We start from the raw sequence: 12593 nt of genomic DNA, 5'->3' as shown, positions 1-12593 counted from the left end.
TCTTATTCTCAATAATCTTAAGACTCTTTCACTTCCTGATGAAGTTCATCTTCGTCTTCCAGTTTCTCTGGCAGAAGTAGATTTAAAATGATCGCTGTGATGCCACCTGCTGCAACACCAGTTGAGAAAATACTCTTAATAAATTCTGGCATAAATTGCAGGATCTCTGGTTTTTGTGCGATACCAAGTCCCATTGAGAAGGATAAGGCCATGATCAGAATTGCGCGGCGATCGAGCTCAACACGAGAGATAATACGCACACCAGCGGCAGCAATCGTACCAAACATGACAATCGTTGCGCCGCCAAGTACTGGCTCAGGAATCAACTGAACAAAGCTAGCGACGCCAGGAAACAAGCCAAGAATCACTAACATGCCTGAAATAAAGTAACCCACGTAGCGGCTCGCGACTCCTGTTAGCATGATGATGCCGTTATTCTGGCTAAACGTTGAGTTCGGGAAGCTGTTGAAAACGGCTGCGATTGCAGAGTTTAAGCCGTCTGCTAACACACCGCCCTTAATGCGTTTCATGTACACTGGGCCTTTTACTGGCTCACCAGACACTTCAGATGTTGCGGTAATATCACCGATGGCCTCTAGTGCGGTAATAAAGAAAATCAGTACCAGCGGAATGAACAGAGACCAGTCAAACGATAAGCCATATTGCATTGGTACGGGCAGTGCTACGATCTCGGTTGCGCCTAGCTGAGAAGTATCTACCATCCCCATAAAATACGCCATGATGTAACCCACTAGCATCGCAATCACGATTGAAGCCACACGGATGTATGGGTTTTTCGAGCGGTTTAAAATCACAATTAATCCAAGTACCGTCCCAGCCAGAGCAAGTTTGTCTAAGCTGCCGAAGGTTCCTTCATTTAATGCTGCGTAGCCACCGCCCATTGATACTAAGCCGACTTGAATCAGTGTGAGACCGATAAGAGTGACGACGATGCCTGAAACAAGAGGAGTGATGATTCGGCGGGCATGCTCCAACACGCGAGATAGGAAAATTTCTGCAAATGATGCGACTAAAATCGTACCAAAAATGGCAGCCATCATGGTACTGATGTCTGCTCCACCGGCTTTCAGCGATAGGCCTGCTCCAATAATAGGACCTAAAAAGTTAAAGCTGGTACCTTGAACAGAGAGCAAACCAGAGCCAATTGGGCCAATGGTGCGAATTTGAATAAACGAAGACACGCCTGACGCAAATAAAGACATGCTGATGATGGTATTCGTTTGGTCTGCAGGTACACCCAAAGACTGACAGATGATCAGTGACGGAGTGATAACCGCAACGAACATCGCCAATAAGTGCTGAAGTGCGGCAAAAATGGTTTGAGGCAAAGGTGGTCGATCGTTGAGTTGATAGACCAGTTCCGAAGATCGGTTTGAAGTTGTCATTGTTTGTCTCGCTAGTCGCAATATTTCCCTAGTTCTCGCTGAATGGGAGAGCAGGGTGGAGTTGACGTCGTTACCTGTGATTGCTGTTAATCAGAGTCAACTCAGGTTGGTGGAGTGTGATCTAACACACTTAAAAATTTGTGCGCGATTATAGAGAGATTTACTCAAAAAGCAAACGTTTGCTTTGTTTTTGGCGTATTAAAAAAACGAGCCATTTGGCTCGCTTTCAGTCATTACGCTTTGGAGTAAATATCCCGCTCACCCAACCAGCGATCGATAATCGCTGTTGCGTTAGTCGGGTAATTGTCATGAATATGACGCGCAATACGCTGAACTTCGGGAATCAGGCGTTGATCTCGAACTAAGTCTGCGATTTTGAAATCAGCAAGACCTGTCTGCTTTGTACCCAATAGTTCTCCAGGGCCACGAATTTCTAGGTCTTTCTGCGCAATGACGAAGCCATCGTTACTTTCACGTAGTACTCCGAGACGTTTTTGCGCGGTTTTTGACAGCGGAGAGTGGTACAGCAGCACACAATGGCTAGCAACGGAACCTCGGCCCACGCGACCTCTTAACTGGTGTAATTGTGCCAAACCAAGACGTTCAGGGTTTTCTATGATCATCAAGCTAGAGTTTGGCACATCCACACCAACTTCAATCACTGTCGTTGCGACCAGCAAATGCAGTTTATTGTCTTTGAAATCTTGCATCACCGCTTGTTTCTCTGCCGGCTTCATTCGTCCGTGTACTAGACCAATTTTTACGTCCGGTAGCTTACGTTGAAGCTCTTCTGCGGTATCTGCCGCGGCTTGCGCTTCTAATACTTCCGACTCATCAATCAGGGTACACACCCAATATGCCTGCTTGCCTTCGTTTAAGCAGGCATTTCGGACACGCTCGACGATGTCGTCACGTTTTGTATCAGGAATGGCAACGGTTTGAATCGGCGTTCGACCCGGTGGTAGCTCGTCAATCACGGAAGTTTCCAGATCGGCGTAAGCGGTCATCGCTAAGGTTCGAGGAATAGGCGTCGCCGTCATGATCAACTGATGTGGATAGGCGCCTTGTTTTGCGCCTTTTTCACGCAATTCTAATCGCTGATGGACACCGAAGCGGTGCTGTTCATCAATGATGACCAAGGCAAGGTGATGAAATTCAACGTGCTCTTGGAATAGCGCGTGAGTACCCACTACCATTTTTGCTTCACCACTGGCAATACGAGCCAACTCGGCTTCCTTTGCCTTACCTTTGAGTTTGCCCGCTAACCAACCGACTTGAATGCCCATGGTTTCAAACCAGTTTGCGAAGTTGATAGCGTGTTGCTCGGCCAATAGTTCGGTTGGCGCCATGAGTGCCACCTGATGGCCATGCTCAATGGCTCTAACAGCGGCCAAAGCGGCAACCAACGTTTTCCCCGAACCAACATCGCCTTGCACTAATCGCATCATTGGGTGCGGTTTTTCTAGATCGGCTTCAATCTCTTGTACGACTCGGGTTTGAGCGTTTGTAGGAGAGAAAGGCAGTTGGGCTAAAAGCTGCGTTTTTAGTTTATTACAAGGACCGAGAGGTAGCGCTGAATCCTTCTGACCTTTGCTACGCACCGCCAGCATCGATAAGTTTTGTGCGAGCAATTCTTCCATGATCAAGCGGATTTGGGCAGGATGTTTGCCTTCGTCAAACTCATCTAAATTAATGGTTGGTGGTGGGCGATGAATGGTGTGCAGCGCTTGCGACATCGTGATTTGATGGTCATACAACCCCGCTGGAAGTAATTCCTGCACTGCGGTTTTATCAAGCAGGGCTAAAGCTTGTTCGGTAAGGTTGCGTAATGTGATTTGACGCAATCCATCGGTGGTGGGATAAACAGGGGTTAAGCTCTGTTCTACATCGGGCTTTTGCTCGCTGACGTAAAACTTGTAGTCAGGATGAACAATCTCCAAACCCATGCCACCGCGCTTAATTTCACCGTAAGCATGCACTAACTTACCTTGCGTGAAATTGTTCTTCATGGCTGCGGTAAAGTTGAAAAAGCGCAGCGTGATAGTGCCATTACCGTCGCTGATTTTTACCGTTAGCATTTTGCGCTTACCGAAGATAGTGTCGACTGCCATGACCTTACCTTGCACGGCCGCCCAAAGGCCAGCATGCAGTTTGGCAATAGGGTAAATACGAGTACGATCTTCGTAGCGTAACGGAAGGTGAAACAGCAAATCTTGAACGCTATGTAAGCCAACTTTGGCGAGTTTTTCTGCGACTTTCGCGCCAACTCCAGAAAGGGAGGTTAATGGGACGGCAGATAACATTTGGGCGGACATAGAGGGCTCAAGAAAATGGTTAACATAGCAGTATGTTAACCATGGAGCTGTGTTTTTGTACAGGAAAAAATAGTCATGCTTTAGTTAGTGTCATGATTTGACTGATAACCTATCATTCCGGGGAGCTTTAGCGACATCAGGATTCTATTTCCAACAAGTATGTCGCTGAAGTTAACACTATTAGCATCTGTATATTTGAGAATTAGATCCTGAACCACGCTCCTTCGCCGCTGTTTAGAATGACGAAAGTCTTTTACTTGCTTTGCATCTCTTGCCACCACGCGTCATCGGCGATGATTTGACCTTCTTCATCGAGTGGTGGGTAAACAAGCCCTTTTCGTTTCGCGACTTTTGCCAGAACAGGGTGACCACGTTCAAAGAGAATACGGTTGATTGTCTCTTTAGGCAGAGCGCTTTCTTCTCGGTCGTACATACCTGCGGCTTCACGTTGACGTTGCGCTTCATACAAAATTACGGCACTGGCAACCGATACGTTTAGTGACTGCACCATGCCCACCATCGGGATAATAATGTCTTGATCGGCAAGCTGTTTGGCTTGCTCCGAAGCGCCAACCTTTTCGCTGCCTAAAATGATTGCCGTTGGTTTGGTGTAGTCGATTTCGCGAAAATCGACGGCGGTGTCCGAAAGATTGGTCACCAAAACCTGCATACCTTGCGCTTTGAGTTCGGTAATCGCAGTTTCAATCGAATCGTGAGTATCCACTTCAACCCAGTTACGCGCGCCTGCTGAGGTATGGCTCAGCGTACGCATTTTGTCTGGCCAAATTGCGTGAACTTTGTGTAAGCCTGTCGCGTCAGCGGTGCGGATCACAGCAGAGACGTTGTTTGGCTTATGTACTTCTTCGAGACAAAGTGTCAGATCAGTTTGGCGAGTTTTTAGGACTTGGTGAATACGGTTGTAACGTTCTAGGTTCATATTTATTGAGGTATAAAAAATCGCCACCTAACAGAGTAGGTGGCGATAGAGGTTAGTTCTTTCTGCGTCTGACTCGGGTTGCTTGAGGCATTGCCTTAATCTTACGCATGATACCAGCAAGGTGGACACGATCTTTCGTCGTCAACAGCACAGTCACAGTGTATAAACGACCATCACGTTCTTCCGTTGAAAGGCCATGAATGTTTGATCCTGTTTTCGAGATCACGTTGGTCAGTTCTGCAAGAGCACCTTGGTTGTTAAGCATGTCGACTTTAAGTTCAGCAATGAACTCTTTATCGTAGTCTTCAGACCAAGCGACAGCCATATAACGGTCTGGCTCTTTCTGATAACCACGAACGTTCGGACATGTTTCTCGGTGAACAACCAAACCACGACCAGGCGATACGTGAGCAATAATGTGATCATCTGGGATAGGATGACAACAATTTGCAAACGTCAGCAATAAGCCTTCTGCGCCACGAATCGGAAGCTTCTTCTTCGAGTCCGTTGGGATTGAACTTGTTGTCGTGAGCTCTTCGGTGTCACCAAGGAGACGACGTGCGATCACAATGCTCATCAACTCACCCAATCCAATAGCAGCCAATAAATCATCGATGCTTTCTAGGCGAAGATCATTCAAGACTTCTTGGATATTTTCTGGATAAATTGAATCAATCGAGTGACGGCCAAGTGCGTGATTAAGTAGGCGACGACCTAAAGTAATCGACTCTTCACGACGCATCGTTTTCAGTACTTGTCGAATCTTAGTGCGGGCACGAGAAGTCACGACATAGTTCAGCCATGCCGCATTCGGACGCGCACCAGGGGCACTGATAATTTCCACCGTCTGACCGTTTTTCAATGCCTTACTCAATGGGTAAGGGTTACGGTCAACACGAGCACCAACACAAGAGTTGCCTACATCGGTATGTACGGCATAGGCAAAGTCGACAGCCGTTGCGCCTAAAGGCAATTCAACGATACGACCTTTTGGTGTGAAGACGTAAATCTCATCTGGGAAAAGATCGGATTTTACGTTTTCAATGAATTCGAATGAGTTACCCGCGCTTTGTTGTAGCTCTAACAGGCTTTGCATCCAACGCTGAGCTTTCACTTGCGCAGTGGTACCAGACTTGTCGCCTTTGTCTTTGTAAGACCAGTGTGCCGCGACACCTTTGTCCGCCATTTGATCCATATCTTCAGTACGGATCTGAACTTCAACAGGTACGCCGTGTGGACCAACCATGGAAGTGTGTAGCGATTGGTAGCCGTTCGCCTTTGGTACCGCGATATAATCTTTCATGCGACCAGGACGTGGCTTATACAAGCTGTGTACTTGGCCTAAAACGCGATAACAAGTATCAGCGGTATCAACAACGACTCGGAACGCATAGATATCCATGATGGTGTGAAAGCGCTGTTCTTTGGTTTTCATCTTGTTGTAGATAGAGAACAGGTTTTTCTCACGACCAACGACGCGAGCATTCAAGCCAAAATCTTGCAGACGGCCTTCTATTTCGCTGTGAATGCGTTGGATCATCTCTTTACGATTACCACGTGCGGCTTTAACCACTTCTTTCAGTACGCGGTAGCGGTTGGGATATAGCGCCTCAAAGCCCAACTCTTCGAGTTCGGTTTTGATATTGTGAATACCAAGACGATGAGCGAGGGGCGCGTAAATTTCTAACGTTTCACGAGCAATACGACGCTTTTTATCTGGTCGAAGCGCGCCAAGCGTACGCATGTTGTGCGTGCGGTCAGCCAGTTTGATCAGAATGACGCGGATATCTTGCACCATGGCCAGAACCATCTTACGAAAGTTCTCAGCCTGAGCCTCTTTCCTATCGCGGAATTTGAGTTTGTCCAGTTTAGATACACCATCAACCAATTCTGCGACAGTATTGCCGAATTTCTCTTCGAGATCTTCTTTAGTTACATCACAGTCTTCAATGACGTCATGCAGCAAAGCAGCTTGGAGGGTTTCGATATCAAGGTGCATTTCGGCCAAGATACGAGCCACTGCGACAGGGTGGATGATGTATGGTTCACCGCTAGAGCGGGTTTGCCCTTCATGGGCATCTCTCGCTACCACATAAGATTGACGCAGAGCCTCAATCTGAGGCTCTGTTAGGTATTCTTGGGCAACGTCTTTGAGGCTATCGAATAGATACAAATTATAGGCCCGGGAGGTTGTTGAATTCTAAAGTCAGAATTAACGGTTGTGAGCGATGCTGCTTACTGCCGCTAGCTCTGCCGCTTCTTGCTCTTGCTGTTCTTGACGTTCACGAGCGTCTAGAACTTCTTTAGTAATTAAACCTTCTTCGATTTCGCGTAGAGCGATAACCGTTGGCTTATCGTTCTCTTCTGGCACTAGTGCATCTTTACCGCCAGTTTGCATTTGACGAGCGCGGCGAGCCGCAATCAGTACTAGGTCGAAACGGTTGCCAACTTTTTCAACAGCGTCTTGAACAGTTACGCGTGCCATGAGGACTCCAAATAGTTAACTAAAATTTTAGAATGACGAGAAAGTATACAACCTAACTACTTTATTTACTAGCAATTAGACAAGCCACCGTTTGTGGACTTTCTCAGGTAGTTTATTGTGTTTTTCGCACTGGGCAAAAAACGGGAAATTCTTTATGTTTTACAGCGTGACTTTTTTGAAGTTACTCTGCTAACAACGCGTCAAGCATACCTTTATATTTAGCAGCTTGCTTTTCTTCCTTCAATCTTTCAGCACGCAAGATAGCTTTAAAATCCATCAAAGCGGTATCAAAATCGTCGTTTACGATCACGTAGTCGTACTCGTTGTAATGAGAGATTTCCGACTTGGCTTCAGCCATACGCTTTGCGATCACTTCATCGCTATCTTGACCACGAGTGTTCAAGCGACGCTCTAACTCACCGTTTGATGGTGGCAGGATGAAGATGCTTTTGGCTTCTGGCATTTGTTCACGGATTTGGCGTGCGCCTTGCCAGTCGATATCTAGAAAAACGTCGATACCTTTATTTAGTGTTTCTTCAATCCATACACGAGATGTGCCGTAATAATTACCAAACACTTCTGCGTATTCTAGGAAGTCACCTTTAGCGATCAGGGCTTCAAACTCATCTTTCGCTACAAAATGGTAGTGGACACCATTTTCTTCACCAGGTCGCATGTTGCGCGTGGTGTGAGACACAGACACTTTCATTGCGTAGGTTGGGTTGCGTTCCAACATCGCTGAGATCAAGCTAGATTTACCTGCGCCGCTAGGTGCAGATACGATATAGAGAGTACCTTTGCCCATTGTACTGTTCCACTTTTGATTGGATTGATTGAGTGCCGAAGGAAAGTTCGACATTCTTATAACGATAGCACTGGCATTGAGAAATCAACCACCAAAGGGGTGGATATTGGTGATAATCCCGCCAGAAAAATGGAGGCGAAGAGTATCATGATCTCTATTTTGTTACCAGTTGATCTTTCTGTCTGTGATCGTCCCAGATGAAATAGTTACTTACGCCAGAGTGTTCCTAAACAGCGAAGAAGGAGCGTGGTACAGGACTTACCATCCGCGCACTCTGTTATTAAAACCATTTCTACAACCGTTTAGTGTGCTGATTTTAGGTTTAGAGTCCCGATTTGGCTTGCGTGAGTGACTCTGGTTAAAAATAGGGGTTAATAATGATAAGACGGAAAAAAGGGGAAGCTTTCACTTCCCCAGGCGTGCGACTGACTCACACTTAATCTTCAAATTATCCTTGGGATTCTAGGAAATTTATCCAAGGCCTTGCGACCGCCTTCATATCAGGAGATTGAGCAGCACTCTTCATTGCCTTAAGAGCGTTGGTTGGCTGATTTAATTCAAAATATGCCATTCCACGAATGTAAGACAGCTCCGCCTTTTGATCGTGCTTTGCGTCTGGAGCACTGTTTTGAGCAAACTTCGTCGCTTCTGTATATTGCTTATCTAAAATCATTAAACGAGCAATTTTTATTTGAGTTTTTGCTGCAGGAGCAAGATTATAAGCCTGCTGGTAAACATCAATAGCGTGACCTAACTCCTGTGCTTGCTGCCAAAACGAACCTAACTTTTCCAGATTTGTAGCATTTCGTTCTACATGCCCTTCATCGATCAAGTGTTGAAGTGTTTTCGCTGCTCTAAAAGGCACCCCTTGATAAGCTTGGAAATTAACTAGGCGTAAGTATTCTTTTTCACCATCAAGAAGTCCCATTTTATAGGCCATCTCTAAAGTTGAAAGGGCATTGCGCTCTTGCTTTAATTCCATGTAGATACCAGACAACTGGGTCCAGTAACGCTTATTTTGCGGATACTTAGTCGTTAAAATTTTTAGCACGCTAGCGACACTTTTGAATTGCTTTAATTCATAGTGAGCAGACATCAACAGTTGATACCAAGATTCACTAGGATTCTTCGTCATTGCAATTGCCTTTTTGGTTGGCGGAATTGCGTTGCGGTAATCTTCTAGTTGAATGTAAGCACTTGCTAATGTGATGTAAGCATGTGCTTGAGGTTTTTCCTCTGTTGTTTCAGCAATCTTGAACCACTCGTTCATTGTATTAACGGATTGCTTAAATTTGCCTTCTGCTAGATAAAGCTGTGCAAGGCTGTAACGAACCTGTTGAGCTACGGGTACTGGTAAAGCATCTAACTTGAGTGCTTCAGCAAAGTATTTCGCTGCTTTTGGGTAGTCGTCCTTTAAAGAATACAGAAAGCCCATCTGTTGCAGTAACACAGCGCGGTCGTATTTCTTTTTCTTGGTACTTCCCAAGGCAGAGTTCAGCTTAGAGATAGCATCCGAGTATTTTTCAGTTGCAATCAGTTCCTGAACTTTGTTCACGGTTCGGAATGTTCTGTCAGACAACTCAGGAGTATTGGCAAAAGCAGGCGCGCCATACGCGCCTGAGATAAACACCAGAGAAGCCAACAACTTAGTATATGCTTTCATATTGCGACTCCTTAGTTCGTAGAGAACTCGATTTCCTGAGAAAGACGAGAGCTAACCGCTTGGCCATCAACCATTTTTGGTTTGAAAGTCCACTTTGATACAGTTTTCTTCGCCGCTTTACCCAAGCCCAACTTACGTGGAGATTCTTTTAAGACTTTGACGTCTTGTACGCCACCACGTTCGTTAACCGTAAACTCTACGAGTACGATACCTTTTTCTAATCCCGATCTCGCTGCTTTACGAGGCATTTGAGGCTGGAAAGTTGCAAGAGGAACTGGGCCTCCGCTACCTGCCAACTTAGCACCACCACCTTGGGTGTAGTGTCCAAGTACTGAACCACCGGTTACGTTAACTGGAAGATCAAGTTTTGGCATGTCCATTGGGATTTGATCCATCACCGGTTTGACCGTTGCCGTTACTTTCATTTCTGGCGGCGGCGGCGGACGCTTAGGCGGTGGTGGCTTTGGAAGTTCGCGTTTTTTCTCCTGTATTTTTTCGTCTGGTTTAATGCGAATAAACTCGACCATACGCAGGTCATCATTCGACACTAACTCGTGGCGCTCTTTGTTTACTAGCTTGTCCATCCCCCAGAACAACCCGAGGGAGACAATGAGCGCCAGTGCAATTGAGGCCAGATACCGCATAAGCTTAATCCTTATTGGTTGCGGCAATGGAGATGCTTTCTACACCTGCCATTTTGATCTGGTCCATAACCTTCACGACTACGCCAGCATTTGCTTCTGTGTCGGCTTGGATAACAACTGCGCCATCAGGGCTTTCTGCACGAAGACGTTCAATATTCGCGCGAACCGCGTCCACTTCGATGCGGCGTTTATCAACCCAAACATCACCCGCCGCACCAACTGCGACCATGATGTTACCTTTTTTCACGGTTTGCGCAGAGCTTGCCGTAGGGCGGTTTACTTCTAGACCAGCTTCTTTGACGAACGATGTTGTTACGATAAAGAAGATCAACATGATGAATACGATGTCGAGCATCGGTGTCATATCAATAGCGGTTTCATCACTGCTATCACTGCTATAGCGTCTTTTCATGACCTATACCTCTAATTCCATTTACTCAGGCAATATGCTTTAGCTTATCTTCCAGCTTTTGCGTTGTGACTTTGGCTAAATGATCAAGACGTGAACTAAAGAACAGTCCTGATAGAGAAGCCACCATCCCGGCTAAAGTTGGGATTGTTGCCTTTGAGATCCCCGAGGCCATTGCTCGAGGGCTTCCTGTTCCTGTTACCGCTAAGATGTCGAATACTTGGATCATGCCAACAACGGTGCCGAGCAAACCCAGTAAGGGACAAAGCGCAATCAACACTTTCACGATTGGCAGGCCCTTTTTATTCTCAATGTCCTGACGAGAAACAATTTCTTGTCGGATCATCTTAGCGTTCCAGCTCTGGTGCTCTGATCGCCCCTGCCATGAGCCAACGGCTTTTTTCATGGCTTTTGGAGCGACGGCAGCAAAATAGAACCAACGTTCTAACAATACTGCCCACAGCATAAAGCTGAGGATGAAGATGGCGACGAGTACATCGCCACCCATTCCCAAGAAGCGCCTAATTGATTCAAGTTCTCCAACTAACCACCACATAACGCCTCCTTAGCTTTCGGCTTTATGTAGTTTTTCCTGATAGCGAGCGATGAAGCCTGCACTCTGTTCTTCAAGAGTTTGAACCAAACGACGACCTTTACTGTGTACGATGGTGTAAAGGAACAGCAATGGAATTGCGACAACCAGACCTAGCATGGTTGTAACAAGAGCTTCAGAGATACCGCCAGCCATCAGTTTCGGATCGCCGGTACCGAACAGAGTAATGGCTTGGAATGTGCCGATCATACCCATTACCGTACCCAGTAGACCAAGTAGAGGCGCTACAGAAGCAAAAAGCTTGATTGAGCTGATGAAGCGCTCAATGCTTGGAGCATTACGTAGAATGATTTCGTCCAGCTTCGCTTCCAGATCTTCAAGGTTGTCACCTTTATGTTCTTGGTAAGCTTGGATAACTTCACCCAATGGGTTGCCAGGAATCACGGTTTCTGATTTCGCTTGCTTACGCATTTTACCGCCAATCACTTGAAGGCGTAGGAAGCAAACTAGAGCAATGATAGCGCCAACTGCACCCATACCAAGGATGACGTAACCTACAATGCCACCTTGATCAATACGTTCTTGAACGGTAGGGCTTTGTACAAGTAGAGACAGAATTACACCACGGGATGGGTCAATAAACAGTGGCTCATAGCTGTTTGACGCTGACTCAAAGCCTGCAACATGACGCGTAATATTGGTGCGAGGCTGTCGAGAGAGTTCTTCGAACTTACCTGTTTGAGGTACATAAGTAACGTACTTACCATCGGCAATCGCGTTAAATTCACCGACAAGAGTAACATCGCGAACCGCTTCTTTACCTTCGCCATAAACAACCGTTGCTTGGGTTGTTGCTGTCTCGCCTGAGGCAACCACTTGTTGAAGAATGGTATGCCAGAATGCTTCTAGCTCTTGTGTTGATGGCAGTTCTTTACTTTCAGCCAGTTTCGTTAGTAGAGCGTCACGCTCTGGGAACTGAACTGCGTTTTGAGAGGCTGCAAATAAGCCTTTAAACTCGCCCGCATATTGCCGGACCACACCAAACATTTCGCCCAAAGTACCAGAGCGAACACGTAAGGTTTCTGTTAGTTCAGTTAGCTGCTTATCGTTTTCATCAAAGGTTGCTTTAAGTTGATCGCCCAGAGCTTGCTGCGCAGCTAACTCTTCGCGAGCTTGTTGCAATAATGTCGCTTGCTTATCGCGATTGTTCTTGAACTCAGCTTCACGGGCTTTGTTCTCTTTTGACTCAACGATGCTTTCTGATTTTACGTTTTTAAGTAGTTCAGATAAGTTTTTAGGCGCTTCTGCTTGTACGCCAGAAACCATAAATAAGCTCGCTAGTAGGCCAGCGGCTAGAGTTTTGAATCCTTTCATCT

General features: G+C 46.2%; 11 protein-coding genes. All 11 read right to left on the bottom strand.

Annotated elements, in window-relative coordinates; translation table 11 throughout:
• Positions 1-17: 17 nt before the first annotated feature.
• A complete protein-coding gene (locus tag R7O03_RS08015) occupies positions 18-1406 on the bottom strand; it encodes a uracil-xanthine permease family protein (protein ID WP_318131650.1) in 1389 nt (462 codons plus the stop codon).
• A 233-nt stretch (positions 1407-1639) separates the two neighbouring features.
• Positions 1640-3721 (bottom strand): ATP-dependent DNA helicase RecG, encoded by a 2082-nt coding sequence (gene recG, locus R7O03_RS08010; protein ID WP_053303399.1) that lies wholly within the window; start codon positions 3719-3721, stop codon positions 1640-1642.
• Positions 3722-3974: 253 nt separating this feature from the next.
• Entirely contained in the window at positions 3975-4658 is a 684-nt protein-coding gene (gene trmH / locus R7O03_RS08005; RefSeq protein ID WP_017820702.1) for a tRNA (guanosine(18)-2'-O)-methyltransferase TrmH, read from the bottom strand.
• 52 nt (positions 4659-4710) lie between these two features.
• Entirely contained in the window at positions 4711-6831 is a 2121-nt protein-coding gene (spoT, locus tag R7O03_RS08000; protein WP_318131649.1) for a bifunctional GTP diphosphokinase/guanosine-3',5'-bis pyrophosphate 3'-pyrophosphohydrolase, read from the bottom strand.
• A 39-nt stretch (positions 6832-6870) separates the two neighbouring features.
• Positions 6871-7143, bottom strand: coding sequence for a DNA-directed RNA polymerase subunit omega (gene rpoZ, locus R7O03_RS07995; protein WP_005379346.1), 273 nt, complete (start codon positions 7141-7143; stop codon positions 6871-6873).
• 181 nt (positions 7144-7324) lie between these two features.
• Positions 7325-7948 carry a guanylate kinase gene (gmk, locus tag R7O03_RS07990; RefSeq protein ID WP_005379347.1) on the bottom strand — a complete coding sequence of 208 codons (624 nt, stop codon included), beginning with the start codon at positions 7946-7948 and terminating at the stop codon, positions 7325-7327.
• Between the two features lie 448 nt (positions 7949-8396).
• A complete protein-coding gene (locus R7O03_RS07985; protein WP_206949358.1) occupies positions 8397-9611 on the bottom strand; it encodes a tetratricopeptide repeat protein in 1215 nt (404 codons plus the stop codon).
• Between the two features lie 11 nt (positions 9612-9622).
• Entirely contained in the window at positions 9623-10255 is a 633-nt protein-coding gene (locus tag R7O03_RS07980; protein WP_005394943.1) for an energy transducer TonB, read from the bottom strand.
• A 4-nt stretch (positions 10256-10259) separates the two neighbouring features.
• Positions 10260-10667, bottom strand: a complete 408-nt coding sequence (locus R7O03_RS07975; RefSeq protein WP_005379359.1) for an ExbD/TolR family protein — start codon at positions 10665-10667, stop codon at positions 10260-10262.
• 25 nt (positions 10668-10692) lie between these two features.
• Entirely contained in the window at positions 10693-11220 is a 528-nt protein-coding gene (locus R7O03_RS07970) for a MotA/TolQ/ExbB proton channel family protein (protein WP_005379363.1), read from the bottom strand.
• 9 nt (positions 11221-11229) lie between these two features.
• On the bottom strand, positions 11230-12591 hold the full coding sequence (locus R7O03_RS07965; RefSeq protein ID WP_318131648.1) for a MotA/TolQ/ExbB proton channel family protein: 1362 nt from the start codon (positions 12589-12591) through the stop codon (positions 11230-11232).
• Between the last annotated feature and the right edge of the window lie 2 nt (positions 12592-12593).

Origin of the sequence: Vibrio sp. Vb2960, from assembly GCF_033337665.1 — a bacterium.
Lineage (GTDB): Bacteria > Pseudomonadota > Gammaproteobacteria > Enterobacterales > Vibrionaceae > Vibrio > Vibrio alginolyticus.
The sequence above is the reverse complement of the archived record's forward strand: the minus strand, read 5'-3'. Positions and strand labels throughout refer to the sequence as shown.

Bases quoted from the DNA above. Each gene is read 5' to 3' on its own strand.
- R7O03_RS08015 (WP_318131650.1), bottom strand. From the start codon at position 1,406: ATGACAACTTCAAACCGATCTTCGGAACTGGTCTATCAACTCAACGAT.
- recG (WP_053303399.1), bottom strand. From the start codon at position 3,721: ATGTCCGCCCAAATGTTATCTGCCGTCCCATTAACCTCCCTTTCTGGA.
- trmH (WP_017820702.1), bottom strand. From the start codon at position 4,658: ATGAACCTAGAACGTTACAACCGTATTCACCAAGTCCTAAAAACTCGC.
- rpoZ (WP_005379346.1), bottom strand. From the start codon at position 7,143: ATGGCACGCGTAACTGTTCAAGACGCTGTTGAAAAAGTTGGCAACCGT.
- gmk (WP_005379347.1), bottom strand. From the start codon at position 7,948: ATGGGCAAAGGTACTCTCTATATCGTATCTGCACCTAGCGGCGCAGGT.
- R7O03_RS07985 (WP_206949358.1), bottom strand. From the start codon at position 9,611: ATGAAAGCATATACTAAGTTGTTGGCTTCTCTGGTGTTTATCTCAGGC.
- R7O03_RS07980 (WP_005394943.1), bottom strand. From the start codon at position 10,255: ATGCGGTATCTGGCCTCAATTGCACTGGCGCTCATTGTCTCCCTCGGG.
- R7O03_RS07975 (WP_005379359.1), bottom strand. From the start codon at position 10,667: ATGAAAAGACGCTATAGCAGTGATAGCAGTGATGAAACCGCTATTGAT.
- R7O03_RS07970 (WP_005379363.1), bottom strand. From the start codon at position 11,220: ATGTGGTGGTTAGTTGGAGAACTTGAATCAATTAGGCGCTTCTTGGGA.
- R7O03_RS07965 (WP_318131648.1), bottom strand. From the start codon at position 12,591: ATGAAAGGATTCAAAACTCTAGCCGCTGGCCTACTAGCGAGCTTATTT.